The sequence below is a fragment of the Nonomuraea monospora genome (assembly GCF_039531895.1).
Classification (GTDB): Bacteria; Actinomycetota; Actinomycetes; order Streptosporangiales; family Streptosporangiaceae; genus Nonomuraea; species Nonomuraea monospora.
Genome location: NZ_BAAAQX010000021.1, coordinates 105,604 through 130,917, shown reverse-complemented (window position 1 = coordinate 130,917; position 25,314 = coordinate 105,604). Strand labels below are relative to the sequence as shown.

At 72.4% G+C, this 25,314-nt stretch carries 26 protein-coding genes; 14 read left to right on the top strand and 12 right to left on the bottom strand.

Going from position 1 to position 25,314, the window contains the following annotated elements:
- The first annotated feature begins 191 nt into the window (after positions 1-191).
- The 12 genes from ABD331_RS34710 to ABD331_RS34655 all read left to right on the top strand — a co-directional run bounded on the left by ABD331_RS34710 (position 192) and on the right by ABD331_RS34655 (position 12,534).
- Positions 192-1,517 carry an ABC transporter substrate-binding protein gene (locus ABD331_RS34710; RefSeq protein ID WP_344484330.1) on the top strand — a complete coding sequence of 442 codons (1,326 nt, stop codon included), beginning with the start codon at positions 192-194 and terminating at the stop codon, positions 1,515-1,517.
- A complete protein-coding gene (locus ABD331_RS34705; RefSeq protein WP_344484327.1) occupies positions 1,514-2,428 on the top strand; it encodes a carbohydrate ABC transporter permease in 915 nt (304 codons plus the stop codon). The genes ABD331_RS34710 and ABD331_RS34705 overlap by 4 nt, the downstream gene beginning before the upstream one ends.
- Positions 2,425-3,282 (top strand): carbohydrate ABC transporter permease, encoded by an 858-nt coding sequence (locus tag ABD331_RS34700; RefSeq protein ID WP_344484325.1) that lies wholly within the window; start codon positions 2,425-2,427, stop codon positions 3,280-3,282. Before ABD331_RS34705 ends, ABD331_RS34700 begins: the two co-directional genes overlap by 4 nt.
- A 302-nt stretch (positions 3,283-3,584) precedes the next feature.
- Positions 3,585-4,877 carry an inositol-3-phosphate synthase gene (locus ABD331_RS34695; RefSeq protein ID WP_344484323.1) on the top strand — a complete coding sequence of 431 codons (1,293 nt, stop codon included), beginning with the start codon at positions 3,585-3,587 and terminating at the stop codon, positions 4,875-4,877.
- Positions 4,878-5,364: 487 nt separating this feature from the next.
- Entirely contained in the window at positions 5,365-6,267 is a 903-nt protein-coding gene (locus tag ABD331_RS34690; RefSeq protein ID WP_344484321.1) for an SCO3242 family prenyltransferase, read from the top strand.
- Positions 6,264-7,229 carry a sugar phosphate isomerase/epimerase family protein gene (locus ABD331_RS34685; RefSeq protein WP_344484319.1) on the top strand — a complete coding sequence of 322 codons (966 nt, stop codon included), beginning with the start codon at positions 6,264-6,266 and terminating at the stop codon, positions 7,227-7,229. Before ABD331_RS34690 ends, ABD331_RS34685 begins: the two co-directional genes overlap by 4 nt.
- Positions 7,226-7,894: an EboA domain-containing protein gene (locus ABD331_RS34680; RefSeq protein WP_344484316.1), complete on the top strand. Its 669-nt coding sequence runs from the start codon at positions 7,226-7,228 to the stop codon at positions 7,892-7,894. The genes ABD331_RS34685 and ABD331_RS34680 overlap by 4 nt, the downstream gene beginning before the upstream one ends.
- Positions 7,894-8,748 carry a TatD family hydrolase gene (locus ABD331_RS34675; RefSeq protein WP_344484314.1) on the top strand — a complete coding sequence of 285 codons (855 nt, stop codon included), beginning with the start codon at positions 7,894-7,896 and terminating at the stop codon, positions 8,746-8,748. Before ABD331_RS34680 ends, ABD331_RS34675 begins: the two co-directional genes overlap by 1 nt.
- Positions 8,748-9,875, top strand: a complete 1,128-nt coding sequence (gene eboE, locus ABD331_RS34670; RefSeq protein ID WP_344484311.1) for a metabolite traffic protein EboE — start codon at positions 8,748-8,750, stop codon at positions 9,873-9,875. Before ABD331_RS34675 ends, eboE begins: the two co-directional genes overlap by 1 nt.
- A complete protein-coding gene (locus ABD331_RS34665; RefSeq protein WP_344484308.1) occupies positions 9,872-11,257 on the top strand; it encodes an alkaline phosphatase family protein in 1,386 nt (461 codons plus the stop codon). The genes eboE and ABD331_RS34665 overlap by 4 nt, the downstream gene beginning before the upstream one ends.
- A 159-nt stretch (positions 11,258-11,416) precedes the next feature.
- Positions 11,417-11,881, top strand: coding sequence for a hypothetical protein (locus ABD331_RS34660; RefSeq protein ID WP_344484305.1), 465 nt, complete (start codon positions 11,417-11,419; stop codon positions 11,879-11,881).
- Entirely contained in the window at positions 11,878-12,534 is a 657-nt protein-coding gene (locus tag ABD331_RS34655; protein WP_344484302.1) for a TetR/AcrR family transcriptional regulator, read from the top strand. The genes ABD331_RS34660 and ABD331_RS34655 overlap by 4 nt, the downstream gene beginning before the upstream one ends.
- Here the strand turns inward: ABD331_RS34655 and ABD331_RS34650 are convergent.
- The 5 genes from ABD331_RS34650 to ABD331_RS34630 all read right to left on the bottom strand — a co-directional run bounded on the left by ABD331_RS34650 (position 12,440) and on the right by ABD331_RS34630 (position 17,156).
- The gene (locus ABD331_RS34650; RefSeq protein ID WP_344484299.1) at positions 12,440-13,261 is read right to left on the bottom strand and encodes an ABC transporter permease; all 822 of its coding nucleotides are present in this window, start codon (positions 13,259-13,261) and stop codon (positions 12,440-12,442) included. The genes ABD331_RS34655 and ABD331_RS34650 overlap by 95 nt on opposite strands.
- Positions 13,258-13,977, bottom strand: coding sequence for an ABC transporter ATP-binding protein (locus ABD331_RS34645; RefSeq protein ID WP_344484296.1), 720 nt, complete (start codon positions 13,975-13,977; stop codon positions 13,258-13,260). The genes ABD331_RS34650 and ABD331_RS34645 overlap by 4 nt, the downstream gene beginning before the upstream one ends.
- A 98-nt stretch (positions 13,978-14,075) precedes the next feature.
- On the bottom strand, positions 14,076-15,032 hold the full coding sequence (locus ABD331_RS34640; protein ID WP_344484293.1) for a phosphotransferase family protein: 957 nt from the start codon (positions 15,030-15,032) through the stop codon (positions 14,076-14,078).
- Positions 15,033-15,142: 110 nt separating this feature from the next.
- Positions 15,143-16,333 carry an acyl-CoA dehydrogenase family protein gene (locus tag ABD331_RS34635; protein WP_344484290.1) on the bottom strand — a complete coding sequence of 397 codons (1,191 nt, stop codon included), beginning with the start codon at positions 16,331-16,333 and terminating at the stop codon, positions 15,143-15,145.
- Between the two features lie 40 nt (positions 16,334-16,373).
- Positions 16,374-17,156 carry a CPBP family intramembrane glutamic endopeptidase gene (locus ABD331_RS34630; protein WP_344484287.1) on the bottom strand — a complete coding sequence of 261 codons (783 nt, stop codon included), beginning with the start codon at positions 17,154-17,156 and terminating at the stop codon, positions 16,374-16,376.
- A gap of 118 nt (positions 17,157-17,274) precedes the next feature.
- On the opposite strand from ABD331_RS34630, the gene ABD331_RS34625 reads away from it, so the two are divergent.
- Positions 17,275-17,625 (top strand): DUF6285 domain-containing protein, encoded by a 351-nt coding sequence (locus ABD331_RS34625; RefSeq protein ID WP_344484284.1) that lies wholly within the window; start codon positions 17,275-17,277, stop codon positions 17,623-17,625.
- A 46-nt stretch (positions 17,626-17,671) separates the two neighbouring features.
- On the opposite strand, the gene mctP is transcribed toward ABD331_RS34625, so the two are convergent.
- The 4 genes from mctP to ABD331_RS34605 form a co-directional block, all read right to left on the bottom strand.
- The gene (gene mctP, locus ABD331_RS34620; protein WP_344484281.1) at positions 17,672-19,279 is read right to left on the bottom strand and encodes a monocarboxylate uptake permease MctP; all 1,608 of its coding nucleotides are present in this window, start codon (positions 19,277-19,279) and stop codon (positions 17,672-17,674) included.
- Positions 19,276-19,485: a DUF3311 domain-containing protein gene (locus ABD331_RS34615; RefSeq protein WP_344484278.1), complete on the bottom strand. Its 210-nt coding sequence runs from the start codon at positions 19,483-19,485 to the stop codon at positions 19,276-19,278. The genes mctP and ABD331_RS34615 overlap by 4 nt, the downstream gene beginning before the upstream one ends.
- A gap of 230 nt (positions 19,486-19,715) precedes the next feature.
- A complete protein-coding gene (locus tag ABD331_RS34610; protein ID WP_344484275.1) occupies positions 19,716-20,345 on the bottom strand; it encodes a carboxymuconolactone decarboxylase family protein in 630 nt (209 codons plus the stop codon).
- The gene (locus ABD331_RS34605; RefSeq protein ID WP_148432134.1) at positions 20,345-20,893 is read right to left on the bottom strand and encodes a VOC family protein; all 549 of its coding nucleotides are present in this window, start codon (positions 20,891-20,893) and stop codon (positions 20,345-20,347) included. Before ABD331_RS34605 ends, ABD331_RS34610 begins: the two co-directional genes overlap by 1 nt.
- A 78-nt stretch (positions 20,894-20,971) precedes the next feature.
- On the opposite strand from ABD331_RS34605, the gene ABD331_RS34600 reads away from it, so the two are divergent.
- Positions 20,972-21,862 (top strand): SDR family oxidoreductase, encoded by an 891-nt coding sequence (locus tag ABD331_RS34600; protein WP_344484271.1) that lies wholly within the window; start codon positions 20,972-20,974, stop codon positions 21,860-21,862.
- On the opposite strand, the gene ABD331_RS34595 is transcribed toward ABD331_RS34600, so the two are convergent.
- From ABD331_RS34595 to ABD331_RS34585, 3 genes are read right to left on the bottom strand one after another with little or no spacing between them, the layout of a single operon-like run.
- Complete coding sequence (locus ABD331_RS34595) at positions 21,863-22,807, bottom strand: helix-turn-helix transcriptional regulator (protein ID WP_344484268.1); 945 nt, start codon at positions 22,805-22,807, stop codon at positions 21,863-21,865. It abuts the gene before it with no gap.
- Entirely contained in the window at positions 22,789-24,369 is a 1,581-nt protein-coding gene (locus ABD331_RS34590; protein ID WP_344484265.1) for a CocE/NonD family hydrolase, read from the bottom strand. Before ABD331_RS34590 ends, ABD331_RS34595 begins: the two co-directional genes overlap by 19 nt.
- Positions 24,370-24,428: 59 nt before the next feature.
- Positions 24,429-25,292 (bottom strand): DUF4394 domain-containing protein, encoded by an 864-nt coding sequence (locus tag ABD331_RS34585; protein WP_344484262.1) that lies wholly within the window; start codon positions 25,290-25,292, stop codon positions 24,429-24,431.
- Positions 25,293-25,314: the final 22 nt, after the last annotated feature.

Sequence of the window (25,314 nt, the reverse complement as noted above, 5' to 3'; positions counted from 1 at the left end):
CCCATCTTCGGGGCCCAACCACCATCAGCGCCAGCCTCCTCCGCTTAGCTTCGCGCCAAAGCTAACACGCGCTCGGTGTCACATAACACTCACGTAATTTGTGCACAAGTAGTGACATGCGCCTCACTTCTTCTCTAAGTTGGCTTCCCTGCAAAGCCAACTCTGGGACTTTGCGTGGAAGGAGACGCGGGATGCGTAACAGAGGGGTCTCCGGCTCGATCACGGCGCTCGGACTGGCCGTCGTCCTGGCCGCCTGCTCATCGGGCACGGGAACGGACGCGGGCGGGGACGCCGCCGCGACGCAGGCGGCGCAGACCGGACCGGTCACGCTCAACTTCTGGTGCTGGAGCGCCGGCCAGAAGGAGAAGGTCGCGGCCTTCAACAAGGCCCATCCGGACATCCAGGTCAAGCACACCGACGCCGGCGGCGGCACCGACACCGCGACCAAGCTGCTCACGGCCAGCCGCGCGGGCAACGCCCCCGACGCCACCTGCCTGGAGTACCAGACGATCCCCGCCATGATCGTCGCGGGCGCGCTGGCCGACATCTCCACCCACACCGCCGACATCAAGGACGCCTTCACGCCCGAGGTGTGGTCGCTGACCAGCTTCGACGGCGCCGTCTACGGCGTGCCCCAGGACGTCGGCCCGATGGTCATGGTCTACAACAGGAAACGCTTCGACGAGCTGAAGATCGACGTGCCGAAGACGTGGCAGGAGTTCGCCACCGTGGCCGCCGACGTCCGCAAGAAGGATCCCGACGCCTACCTCGCCACCTTCGCCCCCGCCGAGTTCGGCAACTTCGCCGGGCTGGCCCAGCAGGCCGGCGCCACCTGGTGGAAGGTCCAGGACCAGACGTGGACGGTCGGCATCGCCGACGCCGCCTCCACCGAGGTCGCCGCCTACTGGCAGGGCCTCATCGACAAGGACCTCGTCAAGGCCCAGCCCCTGCTCACCCCCGAATGGAACAACCAGCTCAACAAGGGCAACATCCTGAGCTGGCCGAGCGCCCTGTGGGCCCCGGGCGTCCTGTACGGCATCGCCGAGAAGCAGGCCGGCGACTGGGCCATCGCGCCGCTGCCCCAGTGGACCCCCGGCGACGACCGGGTCGCCTTCCAGGGCGGCAGCGCCATCGCCGTCACCAAGAACTCCAAGCACACCCAGGCCGCCGCCACCTTCGCCAAGTGGATGAACACCGACAAGGCCGCCTACGACATCCAGATCGCCGCGGGCGAGTACCCGGCGTCGCTGGCCGGCCAGCAGGCCACCGCCTCCAGCGAGCCGCCCAAGCTGGTGTCCGGGCAGAAGGACTACTGGGAGGTCGCCACCAAGGCCGCGCAGCGCACCATCCCGCACATCAGCTGGGGCCCCAACGTCGGCACCGCCCAGAGCGCCTTCCAGGACGCCATGGCCGCCGCCATCCGCGACAAGACGCCCCTGCTCCAGGCGCTGCAGAAGACGCAGCAGGTCGTCGTGGACGACATGACGGCCACCGGCTTCAAGGTCGCCGGGCAGTGACCGACGCCGCCGGCGCCCGCCGCAGGTCGCGGGCGCCGTACCTGTTCGTCGCCCCGGCGGTGCTGCTGTTCCTGGCCTTCCTGGCCGTCCCCATCGGGTACGCCGTCTACCTCAGCGCCCGCGGCCTGCGGCTGGCCGGAACCGGCATCTTCGGCACCCGGCAGGAGGTCTTCGTCGGCCTCGACAACTACGCCAGGATCCTCACCGACGCCGAGTTCTGGGCCGGCTTCGGCCGCCTCGCCCTCTACGGGGCGATCAGCGTGCCGCTCACGCTCGGGCTCGCGCTGCTGTTCGCCCTCCTGCTCGACTACGCGGGCGCCCGCGGCCGGCGCTTCGCCCGTACGGCGATCTTCCTGCCGTACGCCATCCCCAGCGTGACCGCCTCACTTCTGTGGGGCTTCATGTACCTGCCCTCCACCAGCCCCTTCAGCTACCTCACCAGGGAGCTGGGGCTGGGCGAGATCCCCTTCCTCACCGGGGACGGCATCTACCCGTCACTGGCCAACATCGCCATCTGGGGCGGCGTCGGCTTCAACATGATCATCATCTTCACGTCCCTGCGCGGCATTCCCGCCGAGCTCTCCGACGCCGCCCGCATCGACGGCGCCTCAGAATGGCGCATCGCCTGGCACGTCAAGATCCCCCTCGTCGCGCCCGCGCTCGTCCTGACCGGCCTGTTCGCCCTCATCGGCACCCTCCAGGTGTACGGCGAGCCCACCACGCTCGCCCCGATGACCACCGAGATCTCCCAGACCTGGGTCCCGCTGATGCACATCTACCGCGACGCCTTCATCCGCGACGACCTCCCCCTCGCCTCGGCCGCCTCCGTCATCCTGGCCGCCGGCACCCTCGTCGTCTCCGTCGTCCTCCTGAAACTCACCCAGAAGCGCGCCTCGGGAGGCCTGTCATGACGACCGGGACCGGCCTGCTTCCCCACCAGCGCGCCAAGATCCTGCCCACCGTCGTCCTGCTCGTCGGCGCCCTCTACTGCCTGGTGCCGGTCGCCTGGGTCGTCGTCGCCGCCACCAAGTCCAGCGGCGAACTCTTCTCCACCTTCACCTTCGCCCCCGGCACCGGGCTGCTCGACAACCTGCGCGACCTGTTCTCCTACGGCGACGGCCGCTTCCTCCTGTGGGCCGCCAACAGCGCCCTCTACGCCGTCGTCGGCTCAGCCGCCTCCACCCTCATCTCCACCCTGGCCGGATATGCCATGGCCAAGTACGACTTCCGCGGGCGCACCTTGCTTTTCTACGCCATTCTGGCGGGGGTGCTGGTACCGGGCATGACGCTGGCCATTCCGCAGTACCTCATCATGTCCGAGACCAACCTGGTCGGCAGTTACTGGTCCGTTCTGCTGCCCAGCCTCATCTCGCCGTTCGGGATCTATCTGGCGCGTGTGTACGCCTTGTCGTCCGTGCCGGACGCGACCCTGGAAGCGGCCCGGATCGACGGGGCCAGCGAATATCGGATCTTCGGGGCCATCGGGTTGCCGATGATGCTTCCGGGGATGGTGACGATCTTCATGTTGCAGTTCGTGGGGACGTGGAACAACTTCCTGTTGCCGTACATCATGTTGTCGGACGAGTCGCGATTCCCGATCACTGTTGGTTTGTACACGTTGCTGGCCAAGGGCTCATCCGAGCCTGCTCTTTATGGCATCGCGATCGTCGGGGCCGCCGTGTCGGTCATCCCGCTCATCGCGTTGCTGCTGTTCCTGCAGCGATTCTGGCGGCTGGACCTGCTCAGCGGCGGCCTCAAGGGCTGACCCCGTCACTGCCCCCGCCCCCCGTCCGCGTCTGCGCGCGGCGGGGGGCGTCTGCGTTTTCGACCTCAAGAGCCAGAACAAGCCCTGACCACGCTTGAACGGCGGCCCTTTCGAGCGGATCCTAAGCACAATGTCCGATCATGACGCGCGCCGCCGAACGGCAGCCGCCCGACGAACATGGAGGACGCGTGACACAGGCCGATCACGCGGTTCACCGGCCGGCGGGCCACCCCGCCCTCCTCGGCCTTCGACGCTGATCACCCCCCGGGACAAGAAGCTGTCCCGGCCGCGAAGGAGACCACATGAGAACGGGAACCTGGCTGATCGGAGCACGCGGATCGGTCGCCGTCACGAGCATGATCGGAGCCCTGGCCGTCCGCGCGGGCCTGACTGCCCCGACGGGCTGCGTCCTGGAGTCGCCCGCCCTGCGCGAACGCGTCCGCCCCGGCATCGGCGACCTCGTCTTCGGCGGGCACGACGTCACGTCGGTGCCGCTGGAGAAGAAGGCGGCCGAGCTGGCGGGTTCGGGGGTGGTGCCGGCGGCGCTCGCGCTGGCCGTGAAGGACGACCTGGCCGCCGTCGAGCAGAACGTACGGCCGCTGCCCGCCGCCGCCACCCAGGCGGAGACGGCCCGCGAGATCGCGGCCGACCTCGAGAGCTTCCGCCGCCGGCACGACCTGGAACGCGTCATCGTCATCAACGTCTCGACCACCGAGCCCGTCCCGCCGCCGCACCCCGCCCACGCCTCACTCGCCGACCTGCGCGCCGCGCTGTCAGGCGCGGACTCCGGCGTGGACCCCGGCGTGGACCCCGGCGTGGACCCCGGCGTGGACCCCGGCGTGGACCCCGGCGTGGACCCCGGCGTGGACCCCGGCGTGGACTCCGCCGCGGACCCGGCTGCGGACCCGGCTGCGGACTCCGTCGCATCGCCGGTGCTGCCGCCCAGCTCGCTGGCCGCCTACGCCGCCCTGTCCGCCGGCTGCCCGTACGTCGACTTCACCCCCAGTGCGGGCGCCCGCCTGCCCGCCCTGGACACGCTCGCCCGCGAGCAGGGCCTCCCGTACGCCGGGCACGACGGGAAGACGGGGGAGACGCTGGTCAAGTCGGTGCTGGCGCCCATGTTCGCGCAGCGCAACCTGCGGGTGCGCACCTGGTCGGGCGTCAACCTGCTGGGCGGCGGCGACGGCGCCAACCTCGCCCAGCCGGGCGCGAACGCCGCCAAGTCCGCCAGCAAGCAGCGCGTCCTGCCCGAGACGCTCGGCTACCTGCCGCAGGGGGAGACCCGCATCGACTACCTGGAGGATCTGGGGGACTTCAAGACCGCGTGGGATCTGGTGACGTTCGAGGGGTTCCTGGGGACGGGCATGCGGATGGAGTTCACCTGGCACGGGTGCGACTCCGCGCTCGCGGCGCCCCTCGTCCTGGACCTGGCCCGGCTCACGGCCGCCGCCCATCGCGCGGGGCGCGCCGGGCCGCTGCCCGAGCTGGCGTTCTTCTTCAAGGATCCGCTGGGGGAGGTGCCGCACGGGCTGGCCGATCAGTGGCGCGTGCTGGTCGACTTCGTCACCGCCCTCACCCCGGAGCCCACCCCATGACCCCCACCCCGACAAGCAACCCCTTACGGCCCCAACTCCTGCCCCCCGACCGAGAGTCCGCCCCAACTCCGGGGGCCGCCCCACCTCCGGGGGCCGCACCGCCTCGAAGGGATGCGCCGCCTGTGCGGGTCGCGCTGCCTCTGGGGGACGTGCCGCCACCGAGGGACGTGCCGCCACCGGAAGACGCGCCACCACCAGGGGGCGCGCCACCACCGAGGGTCGCGCCGCCTCCGAGGGCTGCGTCGCCTCTCGGGACCGCGCCACCTCCAGGGGGCGCGCCATCACCGAGGGACGTGCCGCCTCCGAGGGACGTGCCGCCTCCGAGGGCTGCGCCGCCGCCAAGGGGCGCGCCGCCTCTGGAGGGCGCGCCGTCTGCGGGAGGTGCACCGCCTTCCACCAGGGGTGCGACACGCCTTCGTGTGAGGGACGTCACGACCGGTGCGCGATATAGTGCCGCTGGCCGACCCGGGTCGAGAGAGGCACGTCGATGACCGCGCTGCGGGACCTGCTCGAGCTCGTCCGGGCACCGGCCGCGCTGTCGGTCCCTGGCGACGTGGCCGCGGGCGCCGCGGCAGGGCGCGCGCTCGGCCCCCGGACGCTGGGCCTGGCCTGCTCCTCCGTCTGCCTGTACTGGGCGGGCATGGCCGCGAACGACTGGGCCGACCGCCACCTCGACGCCGTGGAACGCCCCGAACGGCCGATCCCCTCCGGCCGGGTGAGCCCGGGGACGGCCCTGGGCGTGGCGGCCGGGCTGACCGCCGCGGGTCTCGCCGCCGCCGCGCTGGCAGGGGGACGCCGGGCCATGGCGGTGGCCGTCCCGCTGGCGGGGGCGATCTGGGCGTACGACCTGGTCGCGAAGAACACGCGCGCGGGCCCGCTGGCGATGGCGGTGTGCCGGGGCCTGGACGTGCTGCTGGGCGCGACGCCGGCCCCGCGCACGCCGGCCCGCGAACCAGGAGCGGGGCTGCGAGGCCCGCTCCCCGCCGCCCTGACGGTCGCCGCCCACACCTACCTCCTCACCCACCTGTCCCGGGGCGAGACCTCCGGCACCGCCCGCCATCGCCCGGCCGCCACCCTCGCGGGCACGCTCGCCCTGGCCGCCACCACCGCCTGCTCGCCCTTCGGCCAGAACACCGGAACGCCCTCCCGCACGCGAACAGGCGCCGTACTGGCCACCTGGTACGCCTCCCAGTTCGGCACCCCACAGGCGAAGGCCATCGCCGACCCCTCGGCCCAGCAGGTGCGAGCCGCGGTCACGGCCGGGATCGTGAGCCTCCCGGCGCTCCAGGGCGCCCTGCTGGCCGGGGCCGGAGCCCCCCGTACAGGCCTGGCGCTGGCCGCGGTGATCCCGCTGGCCCGCAGGCTGGCACGAAAGTTGTCCCCGACATGATCAGATTCGGCTACGGCACCAACGGTTTCGCGAACCACCGCCTCCCCGACGCCCTGGACGTCATCGCCGACCTCGGCTACACCGGCGTGGCCCTCACCCTCGACCACCACCACCTCGACCCCTACGCCGACGGCCTGGCGCTGCGCGTGGCCAAGGCCGCCGACCGCCTGCGGACGCTCGGCCTCGGCGTCGTCGTCGAGACCGGCGCCCGCTACCTGCTCGACCCCCGCCGCAAGCACGCCCCCACGCTGCTGGACGACGACCGCGACAAGCGCATCGACTTCCTGAACAGGGCGGTGGCCGTCGGCGCCGACCTGGGCGCGGAGGCGGTGTCGTTCTGGTCGGGGGTGCGGCCGGCGCACGTGCCGCCGCAACTGGCTTGGGAGCGGCTGGTGGACGGGTGCGCGCGGGTCCTGGAGAGGGCGGGCGGGGTGCCGCTGGGGTTCGAGCCGGAGCCGGGCATGCTCGTCGACACGATCGCGGGCTGGCACGCGCTGCGGCGGGCGCTGGGCGGCGCGCAGGGCGGCTTCGGTCTCACCCTGGACATCGGCCATTGCCGGTGCAACGAGCCGGACCCGGTGCCCGACTGCGTGACGGCGGTGGGGCCGTACCTGGTGAACGTGCAGATCGACGACATGCGGCGCGGGACGCACGAGCACCTGGAGTTCGGCGAGGGGGAGATCGACTTTCCGCCCGTGCTGCGCGCGCTCGCCGACTCCGGTTACCGCGGGCTGGTCGCCGTCGAGCTGCCGCGCCACTCGCACGCCGCCCCGGACGTCGCCGCCCGCTCCCTCGCCTTCCTCCAGCAAGCCGAACGCAAGGCCCGCAACGCCGCAGAAGGCACAAAAGCCGCGCACGCTGAACGCGCCGCCGAGCAGCATGCCGGACGCGCCGCCGAGCGGCACGCCGAATGCGCCGCCGAGCGGCACGCCGAGCACACCCCCGAAGGAGGCAGCCCGTGATAGCCCCCGAGCGGCTCCACGCCGCACTCCACGAAACCCCCGCCGTCGGCCCCTGGCTGGACGAGGCCCTCTCCCACCCCGACACCTTCACCCGCTCCTTCGCCGCCGCAGGCAGGCGAGCCGGCCGCGCCCCACTCCCCGCCGCCCCCGGCTGGACGGCGGACGAGGCGGCCAGAGCCCTCCTCCTGGCGGCACTCCCACCGGACCGCGTCGCCACCGAGGCGACAGACCTCTACCACCACGGCGACGCCGACGAGAAGCGCGCCGTCCTCAAGGCGCTCCCCCTGCTGAAGGTGGACGACGAGGCGGTCCCTCTCCTGCGTGACGCGATCCGCACGAACGACGCCCGCCTGCTGGCCGCCGCCCTCGGCCCGTACGCGACCCACCTGGACCAGCAGGCGTGGCGGCAGGCGGTGCTGAAGTGCGTGTTCATGGGCGTCCCGCTGGCGGAGGTGGACCGGCTGGAGGAGCGGGCCGACGCCGAGCTGGCCGCCATGCTGGGGGCGTTCGCCGAGGAGCGGGCGGCGGCCGGCCGTCCGATGCCCGGCGACGCCGCCGCCCTGCTCAGCCGCCTCACGAGCCGCCCGCCGACCGAGGTGATCAGCCGCCCGCCAGCCGAGGAGATCAGCCGCCTCACCAGCCGCCCGCCGACCGTGGAGACCTGATGCGCATCTTCGACCCGCACATCCACATGACCTCGCGCACCACCGACGACTACGCGCGGATGGCCGCCGCCGGGGTGGCGGCCGTGGTGGAGCCGTCGTTCTGGCTGGGCCAGCCGCGCACCGGCCCCGGCTCGTTCACCGACTACTTCGACTCGCTGCTCGGCTGGGAGCCGTATCGGGCGGCCCAGTTCGGGGTGGTCCACCACGCCACGATCGCGCTGAACCCGAAGGAGGCGGGCGACCCGCGCTGCCGTCCCGTCCTGGACCTGCTGCCCCGCTACCTGGACAAGGACCGGGTGGTCGCGGTCGGCGAGATCGGCTACGACTCGATGACCCCGGAGGAGGACGACGCCTTCGAACGCCAGCTCGCCCTGGCCGTAGAGCACGAGCTGCCCGCGCTGGTGCACACCCCGCACCGCGACAAGGCGGCGGGCACCCGCCGCACGCTCGACCTGGTCAAGGCGTCCGGCATCGACCCCGGCCGGGTCGCCGTGGACCATCTGAACGAGGTGACCATCGAGCTGGTGCTCGGCTCCGGCTGCTGGATGGGCTTCTCCATCTACCCGGAGACCAAGATGTCGCCGCCGCGCATGGTCGAGCTGCTGCGCAAGTACGGCACCGAACGCGTCCTGGTCAACTCGGCCGCCGACTGGGGAGTCTCCGACCCGCTGCTCACGCTGGCGACCGCCGAGGCGATGCTGGCGGCGGGCTTCGGCGAGGACGACGTGGATCGCGTCATGTGGCGCAACCCCGTCGAGTTCTACGCCCAGTCGGGCCGCCTCGACCTGACCGGCGTCACCGGGGCGGCGGCGCCCACGTTCGCGGGCAGCAGCATCAAGCGCGGCGGCGAGTGATGCGGCTGCGGCACCGCTCGGGCACGACGCTGCACCTCGGCTACTGCACGAACGTGCACCCCGCCGAGGACCTGAGCGGCATCATCGCCCAGTTCGACACCTACGCGGTCCCGATCAGGGAGCGGCTCGGCACCGACGTCCTGGGGCTGGGCCTGTGGCTGGCGGCGCCCGTCGCCGAGGTGCTGGCCGCCGACCCGGCCCTGCGCGTCAAGCTGCGCGCGGAGCTGACCGCGCGGGGGCTGGAGGTGGTGACGCTGAACGGGTTCCCGTACCGTTCCTTTCACGACCCGGTCGTCAAGTACGCCGTCTACCGGCCCGACTGGACCACCAGGGAGCGGCTGTCGTACACCTTCGACCTGGCCCGCATCCTCGCCGACCTGCTGCCGGACGACGCGGCCAGGGGTTCGGTCTCCACCCTGCCGCTGGCCTGGCGCGAGCCCTGGTCCGCCACCATGGCCGACCAGGTGGCCCGCCGCCTCGACCAGCTCGCCGCCGGGCTGGCCGCCGTCCAGTCCTCGACCGGCCGCCAGGTGCGGGTGGCGTTCGAGCCGGAGCCGGGCTGCGTCGTGGAGACCATCGCGCAGGCGATCAGCCATCTGGCCCGTGCCGACACCGGCCGGCTCGGCATCTGCCTGGACCTGGCCCACCTGGCGTGCGCGTGGGAGCAGCCGGCCGCCGCGCTGAGGGCGCTGCGGACCAAGGGCCTGCCGATCGTGAAGGTGCAGCTCTCGGCGGCCCTGGAGAGCTCCGACCCGGAGGCGCTGCGCGAGTACGCCGAGCCGCGCTTCCTGCACCAGACCCGCAACCCGCACGGCGAGGCGGCCGACGACCTGCACGAGGCGTTCGCCCGCAACCTGCCGGGCCCGTGGCGGACGCACTACCATGTGCCGCTGCACGCCGACCCGGAGCCCCCGCTGCGGACCACCACGCCGGTGCTGCGCGAGGCGCTCAAGGAGCTGGCCGGCGGGCGCGTGCCGCTGTGCGACCACTACGACGTGGAGACCTACACCTGGGGCGTGCTGCCGCCCGCGCTGCGGCCCGGCACCCCGCGACAGCTCGCCGAGGGCATCGCCCGCGAGCTGGAGTTCGCCCGCGAGCAACTACGCGACCTCGGAGTGACGGCATGACCAAGCTGCTGGTCCTTGACGTGGTGGGGCTGACCCCGAGACTGCTGGCCCACATGCCGCGCCTGCGCGCCCTGGCCGGGAGCGGCTTCCAGGCGGAGCTGGGCACCGTCCTGCCGGCGGTGACGTGCCCGGCGCAGTCGACGTTCCTGACGGGCCTGCCGCCGTCCGGGCACGGCGTCGTGGGCAACGGCTGGTACTTCCGCGACCTCGGCGAGGTGCTGCTGTGGCGGCAGCACAACGCGCTGGTCGGCGGCGAGAAGCTGTGGCAGGCCGCCCGCCGCGACCGGCCCGGCTACACGGTGGCGAACGTGTGCTGGTGGTACGCCATGGGCGCCGACGTCGACTGGACCGTCACGCCCCGCCCCGTCTACCGCGCCGACGGCCGCAAGGACCCCGACTGCTACACCGACCCGCCGGAGCTGCACGACGAGCTGACCGCGAAGCTCGGCACGTTCCCGCTGTTCAGCTACTGGGGGCCGGGCGCGGGCCTCGCGTCGTCGTCCTGGATCTGCCGGGCCGCCGAGCACGTCATGGCCGTCCACGACCCCGACCTGACGCTCGTCTACGTCCCGCACCTCGACTACGACCTGCAGCGGTACGGCCCGTCAGACCCGCGCGCCGCCGCCGCGGCGGCCGAGCTGGACACCGTGCTGGCCCCGCTGCTCGACGCCGCCGCCGGCCGCACCACGGTCGTGCTGTCGGAGTACGGCATCACCGACGTCTCCCGCCCCGTGGACGTCAACCGCGCCCTGCGCGCCGAGGGGCTGCTGCGCGTGCACACCCAGGACGGCATGGAGTACCTGGACCCGTGGACGTCGCGCGCGTTCGCCGTCGCCGACCACCAGATCGCGCACGTCTACGTGCGCGACCCCGCCGACGTGCCCGCCGTCGCCAAGCTGTGCGCCGCCGTGGACGGCGTCGCCACCGTGCTCGACCAGGACGGCAAGGCCGCGCACGGCCTGGACCACCCGCGCTCGGGCGAGCTGGTCCTGCTCGCCGCGCCCGACGCCTGGTTCACCTACTACTACTGGCTCGACGACGCCCGCGCCCCCGACTTCGCCCGCGTCGTCGAGATCCACCGCAAGCCCGGCTACGACCCGGCGGAGCTGTTCTTCGACCCGGCGGGGCCCGGCGCGGCCAAGCGGCGGGCGGCGCTGGCGCTGCTGCGCAAGAAGGCGGGCCTGCGTTACGTGATGAGCGTCGTCGGCCTGGACGCGGGCGCCCGCGCGGTTCGCGGCTCCCACGGCCTGCCGCCCGCCGGCCCGGCCGACGCGCCCGTCCTGCTCTGCTCCGACCCCGCTCCGGCCAGGCCGCGGTACGAGGCCACGGAGGTCAAGGACCTCCTGCTGCGCCTGGCCCAGCCGTCATCCGGGCACGCCTGACCCACCCGGCCAGGATGACCAGCCACAGGATCTCGTCGTCGCCGAGCCGGGTGCGGCAGCCTCCCTGACAGACCGGAACGTAACCGGGGTAAGTGGCCGCTTCGCGGAAGATCGGATATCGCTCCGGCCCCGGCCGCCCCCGGCGTAAGGTGTGCCGATGTGACGCGCGACCGCCACCCCCGCCCGCTCCTGGCGGCCCTCGCGGGCCTGGCCGCACTCGCCCCCGTCTACTACCTGACCGAGGCCGCAGCCCGCTGCTTCCGCACCGGCCACGCCGCGTTCGCGCCCGCGCCCACCGGCCTGGCCTACCTGGCGGCGGTCGCGGTCATCGTCACGATCCTGTCCGCCTGGCCCGCCGCCGCGCTCGGCTGCGGCGTGCCGCTGACGGCGGCGGGCGTGCTGTTCGCCCTCGACCTGGACGCCGCGATGGGCCTGGCGGCCACCCTCCCGTGGGCGCGGTCGGGCGGCCTGCCGTGGTCCCCGCCGGACGGCGCGCCGTGGGCGGAGCTCACCGAGCCGCCCGGCACCCTGGCGGGCATGAGCGGCCTCTACACGCTCATCGGCGCGTTCCTGGTGCTGTCGGCGCTGCCCCGCGCCCGTAGGCGATCTATCCTGGACGGGTGAGCGGGCGAGATCCTGATCGGCGCAGGGCGCTGCTCGACGCGGCCGACCGGGTCATCATGACGGAGGGCCCCGCCGTGTCGATGGCGGCGATCGCCGCCGAGGCGGGCATCACCAAGCCCATCCTCTACCGCCACTTCGGCGACAAGCACGGCCTCTACCAGGCCCTGGCCGACCGGCACGTGCGCACGGTCATCGCCCAGCTCCGCCCGGAGCTGGCCGCGACCGGGGCCGACCTGCGGGGCAGGGCCAGGGCGGCGATCGGCGTCTACCTCGACCTGATCGCCGCCAACCTCAACCTCTACCGCTTCCTGTTCCACCGGGCGGGCGCGGAGGACAGCCGGGTCCGCTCGCACATGACCGCGCTGGTGCGCAGCCTGGGTGAGGAACTGGGCGGGATGCTGGCGGCCGAGCGGGTGGTGCCCGACCCGACACGCGCCCAGGTGCTCGGCCACGCGTTCGTCGGCATGGTGCAGACGACCGGCGACTGGTGGCTGGACCATCCGGAGGTGGGCCGCGACCAGGTGGTGGAGGGCCTGGTGGACGTGATCGCCACCGCCCTCACTCCCCGAACCGCGACAGCCGCCCGCGCCGCCGGGCATGGCCGAGCGCCCACGCGAACAACCCGAGTGCCCCCGCCAGGTAACCCACGTTGATCACGGACGCCCAGGCCAGCCGGTCCCACGGCAGCGCCCCGCCCGCCATGACCGCGCGCATGCCCTCGAACACGTGCGAGGCGGGCAGGAACCACGCCAGCTCCCGCAGCGGCTGCGGCAGCACCGCGATCGGGTAGAAGATCCCGGCCAGCGGCTGCACCACGAACACCAGCGACCAGGCGATCACCTGCGCCTTCTCGCCGAACCTGAGCACCGCCGCGATGCCGACCAGCCCCAGCGACCAGCCCAGCACGAGCAGCACCCCCATGAACGGCACCAGCCCGACGCCGATCGTGCTCACCCCGAACCCGTAGAGAACGAACGCCAGCGCCGCCAGCGCCGTCACCGCGAAGGCCACCTTGCCCAGCGCGAACAGCATCAGGCCCGTCAGGTACTCGACGCTGGACAGCGGGCTGACCTGCACGTTGAGCAGGTTGCGCGACCAGATGTCCTCCAGGAAGGCCAGCGAGATCTCGTTGCTGGCCTTCTGCAGCACCTGCCACAGCAGCACCGCGCCGAGCAGGAACGACACCGCGAACGGCACCCGCTGCGACTGGAGGAACGCCGAGACGAACCCCCACAGCACCAGCTCGACCATCGGCCAGAACAGGATCTCGAACATTCGGATCGGGCTGCGCCGCAGCGCCGCGTAGTCGCGCCGGACCACGCCGAGTATCCGCGTGCGGCGGGCGGCCCAGCTCAGCGGCGGCAGGGTCAGGGCGGTCATCCGCGCGCCACCTTCAGGAAGACCTCCTCCAGGTCCTCGGCCCCGTAACGCCCGGCCAGCTCGCGGGCGCTGCCCGCGGCCACGACGCGGCCCCCGGACAGGAAGTGGATGCGGTCGCACATGCGCTCCACCTCTCTCATGTTGTGCGAGGTGATCAGCATGGCGCCGCCCGTCTCCCTGGACAGGCGGGTCAGCAGGCTCCTGATCCGGTCTCCGGCGTCGGGGTCGAGGTTGGCGGTGGGCTCGTCCAGGATGAGCAGGCGGGGCGCGTTCAGCATCGCCTTGGCGAGCTGGACGCGGGTGCGCTGCCCCGACGAAAGGGCCATCATCTGGCGCTTCCTGAGCGGGCCCAGCTCGAACAGCTCGATCACCTCGGCCACCCGGCGGGCGGGGCGGCGCAGCGCGTACAGGCGGGCGAAGGCGTCGAGCACCTCGTGCACCCGCAGCACGCTGGGCAGGTCCACGTAGCTGGCGGCGAAGTTGAGCCGGCTCAGCACCTCGGTGCGGTGCCGGGCCAGCTCCCTGCCGAACAGCTCGATGCTGCCTGAGTCGGGGGTGATCAGGCCGAGCAGCATGTGCAGCGTCGTCGACTTGCCCGCGCCGTTGGGCCCGAGCAGCCCGGCGACCTCGCCCTCGCCGACGGTCAGGCTGACGTCGCGGACGGCGGTGATCGCGCCGAAGCGCTTGACCAGATGGGCGGCTCGCAGAATGGCCACCGACCCAGCGTGCGGTCACGGACGCGCCCCGGGCAACGGGTTTTCCCTCCGCTGACCGGTGAGCGCCGGGCCCCGGGTTTCCCGCCGGATGACGGGTCCTACCCGCCCTCGCGCAGCAGCCGCAGCAGATCCCACTCGTTCTCGCACACGCGCCGCCCGATCGCGGCCAGCTCCACGGAACGGGCCCCGCCGCGCAGATGCCGCATGGTCTGCATGACGCAGATGACGCCCCACTTGAGCACCCCGAACGTCTCCCACCAGCGCAGCGAGGCCCGATCGACGGCCTGCCCGCCCGCCTCCTCGTAGGCGTCCACGAGGTCGTCGTAGCCGCCGAACCCGCCCACCGGCAGCGGCGAGCCGAACCGCCACGCCTTCACGCACAGCCACCCGAGGTCCTCCAGGGGGTCGCCGGCGTGCGCGAGCTCCCAGTCGAGCACCGCCCTGATGCCCTCGGGCCCGACGATGAGGTTGCCGTTGCGGAAGTCGCCGTGCACGACCGTGCGCCGCCCGCCGCGCGGCCGGGTCTGCGCCAGCCGCCGCAGCGCCAGCTCGAACACCGGGTGCGGCTCGCCGAGCTGGTCGATCACCTCCCGCCAGCGCAGCAGCGGGTCCTGCGGCTCGGCCCGCCCCTCCTCGAGAGGCAGGGCGGACAGCGGCATGCGGTGGATGGCGGCCAGCGCCTGCCCGCACTGCCGCGCGAGCCGGGGCCTGGCGGCGGCGTAGGCGTCGTCCCGCAGGATCTTGCGCGGGATCGTCTCGCCGGGGACGCGGGTCATCAGGATGTACGACTCGCCGCAGGCGATGATCCGCGGCACCGGCACCCCGGCCCCTGCCGCGGCCCGCATCAGCCGGGCCTCCGCGGCCAGCCCCGCGCCCGCCTCGGGGGCGGCGCCGGGCGAGTCCAGGCGCAGGATCAGCTCGTGCCTGCCGTCGCCGGGCGTGGCCACGTCGAGCGCCCACGTCTCGCGCGACGCGCCGCCGGGCAGCCGGACGCCCGCCTCGATCGCCGCCCCGTCCCCGAACGCCTCAAGAACGATCGCCTCCCGGTCGTTCATCGCGGCACCTCGCGCAAGGTCGCGTTCCGATCGTTCATCGCGACGCCTCTCGCCTGGTCGCGCGCCGGTGGTTCATCGCGACACCTGGCGCGTGGTCGGGTTCCGGGCGTTCATCGCAGGCCGAACTCCCAGGAGCCGCCCGCCGCGTACTCGCCCAGGATCCGCCGCCCCACCGAGTCGATGTGCACCTCGTCGGGCCCGTCGTAGATGCGCCCGGCGCGGGCGTGCCGGTACATGCGGTCCAGCGGCGTGTCGGGGGTCAGCCCGGCGGCGCCGTACACCTGGATGGCCCGGTCGATCACGTTGTGCAGCATGCGCGCGCCGACCACCTTGATCGCGCCGATCTCCACCCGGGCCTGCGAGCCGCGGTCGATCGCCTCGGCGGCGTGCAGCGTGAGCAGCCGCGCGGACTGGATCTCGGCGTAGGAGTCGAACACGTGCTGCCGCATGAGCTGCTTGCTCGCCAGCGGCTGCCCGAACGCCGTGCGATCGTGCAGCCGCCGGCACATCAGGTCGAAGGCCCGCTGCGCCTGCCCCAGCCAGCGCATGCAGTGGAAGATGCGGCCGGGCCCGAGCCGCCGCTGCGCGATGACGAAGCCGCTGCCGCGCTCGCCGAGCAGGCTGGAGGCGGGCACGCGGACGTTGTCGTAGCGCACCTCGCAGTGCGCGCCGTCGAGCCCCAGCACCGGCGTCTCACGGACGATCGTGTAGCCCGGCGTGTCGGTCGGCACCACGATCATGGAGAAGGCGCGGTGGGGCGGCGCGTCCGGCTCGGTCCTGCACATCACGGTCGTGTACGCCGCCCGCGACGCCCCGGTCGTGAACCACTTGTGCCCGTTGATCACCCATTCGCCGCCGTCGAGCACGGCCGACGTGGTGATCTGCGTGGGGTCGCTGCTGGAGACGCCCGGCTCGGTCATCGCGAAGCTGGGGGAGATGTCGCCGCGCACCAGCGGCTCCAGGAACCGCTCGCGCTGCTCGGGCGAGGCGTGCTCGTGCAGCATCAGGGAGTCCTGCAGCGTGTACGTGCCCAGCGCGATCTGCCCGTACTCGCTGCGCCCCTGCACCTCGTTGACGTAGACGTAGTCGAGGAACGGCAGGCCGCCACCGCCCAGCTCGTGCGGGTGGCCGAGCGCCCACAGGCCCTCCTTCCTGGCCTCCGCGCGCAGCTCGTCCAGCGCCGCCGCGGCGGCGGGCCCGCCCGCGTGCAGCACCGGCTCGGCGGGCTCGACCCGCTCGGTCATGAACGCGTGCACGGCGTCGCGGATCGGCCGGACGCCGTCGGGGACGGCGAAGTTCATGAAACGAACCCAACCCGAAACCCGGGCGGCGGTCAACGGCTCACGGCAGCCAGCTCACCCGGCCGCGCAGGAAGGCGTACCCGACGAACGCGACGGCGTCGATGAGCGTGTGGGCCATGATCAGCGGCATGGTGCGCCCCCACCGCTGGTACAGCCGCCCGAACACCAGCCCCATCACCACGTTCCCGACGAACCCGCCGAAGCCCTGGTACAGGTGGTACGACCCGCGCAGCAGCGACGACACCGCCACCGCCTTCCACGGCGTCCACCCGGCCTGCCCGAGCCGGTGCAGCAGGTAGCCGGCGACGATGACCTCCTCCAGCACCCCGTTCTGCGCGGCGGCCAGCAGCAGCACCGGCACCTGCCACCACTCCTCGGGCAGCGCGCCCGGCACGACGGTCAGGTTCACCCCCGACGCCCACACCACGAGGTAGAACGCCAGCCCCGTGCCGCCGATCGCGGCGGCGAGCAGCGCGCCGCGCGCCAGGTCGCCGCCCGGGCGGCGGAAGTCCGCGCCGATCGTGCGCAGCGACTCGCCCGAGCGCACCATCAGGTACGCCACCAGCCCCACCGGCGCCACCGCGATCGCGATCTGCGCGAGCTGCAGCGCCAGGTCCAGCCAGGGCCGGCCGGGCGCCATGGACCCGACGAGCACGGCCTGCTGGCCCTTGAGCTCGCGCGGCGCCGTCAGCGACCCGATCAGCCGCACCATGGCGATCAGGGCGCTGGCGCCCAGCGAGACCGACATGACGACGAAGATCTCGGCCTTGATGAGGCGGGGCGCGAGCACGTATGCCGGATCGAGGGGGGACTGAGTGTGCATGTGCGCAGACTATCCGCTACATGATCGGACCCCGATAAAAGGTGACATGTCGCCCGGCTCTGGGGAAGCAGGCGCCTGGCTCTTGGGAAGCGGGCGTCCGCTCTGCTAGGCAGGGGGTGTGACACGCACCCCACCGCACGACGTCCCCGCAGCGGCCGAGCTGGTGGCCGCCGTCCGCGACTTCCTGGAGACCGACGTGCTGCCCGCCGTCGAGGGCCGCGTCCGCTACCACACCCGTGTGGCCATCAACGTGCTCGGCATGGTCGAGCGGGAGATCGAGCTGGGCCCCGCCCAGGCGGAGCGGCACGCCGCGAGCCTGGCCGCGCTGGGCGTGGCGGACGACGCCGAGCTGGCCGCCGCCGTCCGCGAGGGCCGCCTCGCCGACGACGGCGCCCTCATGGCGGCCCTGGAGCAGGCGGTGCGCGCCAAGCTGGAGGTGGCCAACCCCGGCTACCCGACCCGGGAGTGACGACGCGGCCCGACCCCGGCAGGGGACGGGCCGCGCGGGCCAGAGGTCAGTGCGACCCGGTGAGGTCCAGGTCCTTGACCTTGGGGTCGCCCTCGTCGGCGAAGTAGTCGTCCTGGGCGGTGGCGTCCTCGCCGTCCGCCACCTTGGCGGCCTTAAAGATCACCGTGCCGACGACGGCCACGATCAGGTTGACGGCCAGCGCCAGGAACCCGGCGTAGATCGTCATCTTGGTGTCGAAGCCGAAGTTCGACAGCGCGAACGCCGAGCCGCCGAAGTGCTGCTTGCCGCTGGCCGGGTTCGGGATGAGGTAGAGCATCCACATGCCGGCCGCCAGGCCGAGCGCCCAGCCCGCGATCAGGCCGCCCTTGTGGAACCAGCGCGTGTACAGGCCCAGCGCCACCGACGGCAGCGTCTGCAGGATGATCACGCCGCCGATGAGCTGCAGGTCGATCGAGAACTGCGGGTCGAGCAGCAGGATGCACGCCACCGCGCCCACCTTGACCAGCAGCGAGACGATCTTGGAGACGCCGGCCTCCTGGGCGTCGGTGGCGTGCTTGTTGATGTACTCGCGGTAGATGTTGCGGGTGAACAGGTTCGCCGCGGCGATCGACATGATCGCCGCCGGGACGAGCGCGCCGATGCCGACGGCCGCGTACGCCACACCGGTGAACCAGTCCGGGAACATCTTGTCGAACAGCAGCGGCACGACCGTGTTGTTGTCGACCTTGCCGTCCGTCACGATCGGCTTCACGCCCGCGGAGATGGCCATGAAGCCCAGGAGCGCGATCAGGCCCAGCACCAGGCTGTAGGCGGGCAGCGCCGACATGTTCCGCTTGATCACGTTGCGGTTCTTGGAGGCCAGCACGCCGGTGAGGCTGTGCGGGTACAGGAACAGCGCCAGCGCCGAGCCGAAGGCCAGCGTCACGTACTGGAGCTGGTTGTTGGCGTTGAGGAGGATGCCGTCGCCGGCGTTGGGGGTGGCCGCGAACTTGTCCTGGGCCGCCTGGAAGATCGAGTCCCAGCCGCCCAGCTTGGCCGGGATGTAGATGACCGCCGCCAGGATCACGATGTAGATCAGCGTGTCCTTGACGAACGCGATCAGCGCGGGCGCGCGCAGGCCGGACTGGTAGGTGTAGGCCGCCAGGATCGCGAAGGCGATGATGATCGGCAGGTGCCCGGTGATGCCCATCGCCTTGAGCACGGCCTCGATGCCGATGAGCTGCAGCGCGATGTACGGCATCGTGGCGACCAGACCGGTGATCGCGATGACCAGGGCCAGCGTCGGCGACCCGAACCGGGCCCTGACGAAGTCGGCCGGCGTGACGAACCCGTGCACGTGCGACACCGACCACATGCGGGCCAGCACCAGGAACACCAGCGGATACACCACGACGGTGTACGGCAGCGCGTAGAAACCGAGCGCGCCGGAGCTGAACACCAGCGCGGGCACCGCGACGAAGGTGTAGGCGGTGTAGAGGTCGCCGCCGACCAGGAACCAGGTGATCCAGGAGCCGAAGCTGCGCCCTCCCAGCCCCCACTCGTTGAGGCTGGCCAGGTCGTCGGGCCGCCGCCAGCGCGCGGCGACGAAGCCCATGCCGCTGACGATCGCGAAGAGCAGGATGAAGACGACCAGCTCGGTCGTGTGCCCGCTCACTTCGTCATCCTGTAGACGACGGTGGTGCACACGACGCCGACCGCCACGAAGGCGATCTGCAGCCAGTAGAAGAGCGGGAAGCCCAGCAGGCGCGGCTCGTCGGCGTTGAACAGGAACGTCAGCAACGGCAGCACGATAGGCACGACGAGCAGCCAGTTCCAGGGGCTGCGGTCGGTGCGTGGCTGCCCGGGTTCCCCGGTAGTCATCGTCCCTCCGATGAACGGATCAGGACCCGGCTGTTGACCGGGTCCTGACGTGTGTGTCAATGGAGGGAGGTTAGCTTTTCGGGGATATTAAACCCAATGTCCGCCGTGTTACGGTTTGGCCTAAATGTCGAGATGAAATCTCGGCATGTGAGACGGCCTGCCGGGGCGGTCCACGGAAACCCTAACGACGGGCGCGCGGTGAGCGGGATCGCCGATCGGCGAGCGGTCACTTACTCGCGTTGAGCGGTCAGGTCCTCGGCGATGTCCCGGGCGCCGTACCCGTCGGGCGCCGCCACCTCCACGATCGCCTCCGGCCGGTCGTCGAACTCCAGCCGCAGCGCCCGCACCATGGTGGCGTGCATCTCGTACAGGCACGTCACGTACGTCAGCTCCAGGATCTGCTCGTCCGGCAGATGCCGCTTGAGCACGGCGAACACCTCGTCGTGCACCCGGCCGCCGTCCAGCACCAGCGCGTCGGCGTAGGCCAGCACGGCCCGCTCCAGCTCGTCGAACAGGTCGCTGACCGCCCAGTGCGCGACCGCCCGCACCTTCTCCTCCGGCACGCCGAGCGCCCGCAGCTGCTTGCAGTGCTGGGAGTAGACGAACTGGCTCTGCCGCGCCCACCCGGCCCTGACCTGGCCCAGCTCGCGCAGCACCGGGTCCAGCGCGGTGCCCCGGTACAGCTCGAAGCCCTTGACGCAGTGCCGGAAGATCTTCGGGTCGAGCGCGAACACCTCCCACCAGTCGCCGGGCGAGCCGGTGGCTGTGCCCGAGCCGCCGGGCAGGATCAGGCGGTCGTGGAAGAACTGGACGACGGGGTCGGTCATCTCCTCGCGCGGCACCCGCCGCAGGCGCGGCATCAGAGCGTCCGGTCCGCCGCGGTGCGGGGCTCGTGCCGTACGTCGCCTGGCTGGCCCACCTGCCGGGTCCAGGCGGCGAACTCGACCAGGACCCCGTCGGGGTCCTTGAAGTAGATCGACCTGACGAACACGCCCTCGTGCATCTCCGGCGCCACGCCGAACTCGCTGTCGTCGTGGTTGAGCAGCACGCCCACGTCGATGCCCTTGGCGACCAGCCGGTCGCGGTACTCCTCGATCCGCTCGGGCGGCACGTCGAAGGCGATGTGGTTCATCGAGCCGACGGCCGACAGCAGCTCGCCGCGGTCGGGCAGGTTCTTCGGCGCCGAGACGCCCGGCACGCCGTCGGGCGCGTCGGGGAACCAGAAGAAGGCCAGCGCGTTGCCGCCGCCGCAGTCGAAGAAGAAGTGCTGCCCCCAGCCCATCGGCAGCTCGATGGTCTTGATCAGCGGCATGCCCAGCACGCCGGAGTAGAAGTCGACGGTCTGCTTCATGTCCGAGCAGACCAGCGCGACGTGATTGACCCCGCGGAGCTCGAATTCGCTGTTCATGGTAACTCCCTACTTATCACAGGGCTTTGCCGAAAAACATGACATGAGGTGTCGGCTTTTCCGGACACGATGAGCCACATGATCGTCGTAGTTGCGGGCGCGACCCGCGGAACGGGACGGGGCATCGCGGTGGCGCTGGGCGCGGCCGGAGCCACCGTCTACTGCACAGGCCGCAGCACCCGGGAGGGGCGCTCGGAGCTGAACAGGCCGGAGACCATCGAGGAGACGGCCGAGCTGGTCACCGCGGCCGGCGGCACCGGCATCCCGGTGCGCGCCGACTTCCTGGAGCAGGACCAGGTCGCCGCGCTGGCCGCGCGCGTCCGCGCCGAGCAGGGGCGGCTGGACGTGCTGATCAACGACGTGTGGGGCGGCGACCACCTCTGGGAGTGGGACACGCCGGTCTGGAAGCACGACCAGGACAAGGGCCTGCGGCTGCTCAGACTGGCCATCGACACCCACCTCATCAGCAGCCGCCACCTGCTGCCCCTGATGGTCGAGAACGAGGGCGGCCTGGTTGTCGAGGTCACCGACGGCACCTGGGAGTTCAACCAGACCCGCTACCGGGAGAACGTCTACTACGACCTGGCCAAGGTGTCGGTCAACCGGCTCGGCTTCGCCTGGTCGAACGAGCTGCGCCCGTACGGCGGCACCGGGCTGGCCGTGACGCCCGGCTTCCTGCGCTCGGAGGCCATGCTGGAGAACTTCGGCGTCACCGAGGACGACTGGCGCCAAGCCGAGGCGGACCCGGCCTGGATGGTCTCCGAGACCCCCGCCTACCTCGGCAGGGGCGTGGCCGCCCTGGCCCGGGACCCCGACCGGCGGCGCTGGTCCGGCAGGTCGGTGACCAGCGAGGAGCTGGCGGCGGCCTACGACGTGACCGACGTGGACGGCAGCCGCCCCCGCGTGTGGAGCTACATCACCGAGGTGCTGGAGAAGAAGGGCGAGACCGGCTGGCAGGCCTACCGCTAGCTAGCTCTCGTACAGCCGCGCCGTGCGGGCGGCGGCCTCGGCGACCATCGCCCGCAGCTCCGGCGGGTCCAGCACCTCCGCCTCCGGCCCGAACCGCAGCACCTGCGAGAACGCCACCGGCACCGACTCCACCGGCAGCCGCACCGTCCCGTCCGGCTGGAGCGAGGCCAGCGCCTCCTCCAGCCCGGCCGCGTCGGCGACGTGCCGCAACATGCGCCGCCCCCGCTCGCTCAGCCGCAGCGTCACCACCTCCCGCAGCAGCGACCGGGCGAACTGCGCGGCCTGCCCGGCCCAGAACGCCGCCAGGTCGAAGCCGGGATCCCGGTCGAACTGCTCCTCCAGCACCGAGATCTCACCGAACCGGTGCACCCGGAAGATCAGGAACCGGGTCCGGTGCCGCGCCGCGAGGTACCAGACGCCCGCCTTGAGCACGAGCCCGTACGGCTCCAGCACGCGCGGGGTGTCCTTGTAGACGGCCGAGACGCGCCGGTCCCGCCACACGGCCCTGGCCAGCGGCGCCAGCGCGGCCGGCGGCGGTTCGTCGCCCGCCCACCAGCCGGGCGCGTCGAGGTGGAAGCGCTGCGCGGCGGCGGCGGGGGCGTCGCGCAGCGCGGGGGACAGCGCGGCGGCGGCCTTCAGCCGGGCCGTGGCCGCCACGTCCTGCAACCCCATCTCGCGCAGCGCCGCCGGCACCCCCGACAGGAACAGCGCCTCGGCCTCGGCCCGATCCAGCCCGGTCAGCCGGGTGCGGTAGCCGTCGAGCAGCCGGTAGCCGCCGCCCCGCCCCCGGTCGGCGTAGACGGGCACGCCGGCCTCCGCCAGTGCCAGCACGTCGCGGTGCACCGTGCGCTCGGACACCTCCAGCTCCCTGGCCAGCTCGGCCGCCGTCATCCCGCCCCGGCCCTGCAGCAGCAGGACCAGCGACATCAGGCGTGCGGCGCGCACAGCGGCAGCACCACGGCGGAGGGGCGGTCGGGGGAGTGGAAGACCTCGACGTCGGCGGGCACCATCGTGCCGGCCGCGCCGAGCAGGTCGCCGGTGCCGTGGTTGCGGGCGATCGTCGGGTACGCCCCCGCCGCCACGTGCACCCTGATCCGGTGGCCGCGCCGGAACCGGTGGGCCATCGGCCACAGCTCGACGTGCACCGGACGCACCTCACCCACCCCGCCCCCGAGTCGGCGCACGCCTTCGCACACGTTCATCGAGCGCCCGTCCGGATGCACGTCGCACACCCGCACCACCACGTCGGTGGACGGGGTGCTGGAACGCACGAACAGCTCAGCGTGCACCGGGCCGATCATCTCCACGTCCGTCTCCAGCGCCGCCGAGCTGTAGACCAGCACGTCGCGGCGCTGCTCCAGCCGCCGCTGGTCGCGCGGCCGGGAGTCGCCCAGCAGGACGGGCCCGCCGATCGACGGCGTCGGATGGGCCGGGTGGTAGCGGAAGCGGTCGGGCTCCGCCTCCAGCGGCCCCTCGACGCCGAGCCCGGCCCCGCGCTGCAGGTGCCAGCGCTGCTCCCGCATGCCGGGCACCGGCCAGTCGGGCTCGTCGCGCCACTCCTCGGCGCCCGTCACGTAGATGCGCACCGGGTCGGGCCGCAGCAGGGAGCGGTCGCCGAGCAGGTGCGCGCGGAACCAGGCCGACGCCTCGGCCATCGTGGGCCGGCCGTGCCTGGCGTCGATGTGGTACCAGGGCCCGATCGTCAGGTACGGCCGCCGGCCCGCCGCCCGCAGCGCCGCGTAGTCCTTGAGCTGCCACGGCAGGAACACGTCGTACCAGCCGCCCAGCATGGTGACCGCCGCGTCCACCTCGCCCACCTTGGCGGAGAAGTCGCGCTTGGCCCAGTAGGGGACGGCCGGGTCGGCGTGGTGCGCGAGCAGGTCCTGGAAGAACGGCAGCGGATGCCCCGCCGAGGCCAGGTCCAGCTCCGCCATGGGACGGCCCGACAGGACCGCCCTGCGGGTGAGCCGGGGCGCGGTCAGCACCGAGGTGCTGCCGCCGAAGCGGCGGGACATGCCGTCGGTGAGCGTCGTCCAGCTCAGCGCCGACTCCAGCGCGAACGCGCCGCCCACGTACGCCGCGTCCCTGAACTGGGAGGCGGTGATCTGCAGGGCCATGGCCTTGAGCTCCGATCCGGCGTAGGGCGCGACGGCCCACTGGGTGTAGCCGAGATAGGAGGGGCCGAACATCGCGAACGAGCCACCGTACCAGGGCTGCTCGCGCAGCCAGGAAACGGTGGCCAGGCCGTCCTCGTGCTCGTCGCCGAGCGGGTCGAGCAGGCCGCCCGAGCCGAACCCGCCCCGGCAGCTCTGGATGACGACGTGGAAGCCCTGCCGGGCGAAGCCGCGGCCGTAGTACCAGCCGAACAGGCCGCGCCGGCCGTAGGGGGAGCGCATCAGGATGACGGGGGCCCGCTCCCCTCCCGCGGGGGCGTAGTGGTCGGCCACCAGTGTCACGCCGTCGGGCATCGGCACCGGTAGATCACGCTGGAGCCGTACGCGTCTCATATACCAACCAGTAACATAGCCGCCCCGGTGTGCGGTAGCCCGGGGCGATGGTTGCGCAATCAGCCGAGCTGGACCGCGATGTCGCTGACCTGACGGCCGGCCGGGAACGTTCCAACCACGGTCGCGGCGCCGGTCAGCACGTTCACGGCGTAGAAGCGGTAGGCGCCGTCCACCTTGAGCGTGGCGTAGCCGGAGTTCGCCACCGTCACGCCCTTCTTGAGCTGGCTGTAGACGTCGAAGCCGGCATCAGCCGCGGCGTCCACACCCAGCTTGCCCGTGGGCGCCAGGCTGCCCGCGTTGGCGGGCGACTGCGCCGAGACCTGGTCGGCCGTCGTGTCCACGTCGAACAGCGTGGTCGCGGTGGAGGCGTCGAGGTCGTTGTTGGTGTAACCGGCCCCGGTCACGCCCAGCGCGGTCGCGCCGGCGGTCGCGGGCGGCACGGGCGGGTTGGTGAGCGTGCCGTCGCTGGCGGTCTGGCCCGCGGCGGGCGCGCCGTTCGGGTCGTCCAGGTTGTGCCGCAGGTTCTGGCCGGTGTCGCTGATGACGCGCAGCCGGTTGGCGGCGGGGTTGAAGTCGACGCCGAAGTTCTGGCCGTTCAGCGCCACGCTGAGCTGCGACACCTTGGTGGCCTTGGCCTTGCCGTCCACGGTGTAGACGCCGCCCTTGTCGCCCACCGCGTACAGCTTGCCGTTCTGCACCCGGTAGTCGATGCCGACGACCTTCATGTCGCCCTTGAGTCCACTGATCTTGCCCACCCGGTTCACGCTCTTCGGGTTGCCCGCGTCGAAGGTGACCAGCTCGCCCATGGTGGTCAGGCCGGTGACCCGGGGGCCGTCGTCGCGGGTGTGCGCCTGCGCGGGCGAGGCCGCCAGTACCGCGCCCGCGCCGAGCACCGTAACGGCGAGCGCCAGTTGCTTACGCATGGGATCTCTCCTTTGAAGGGTG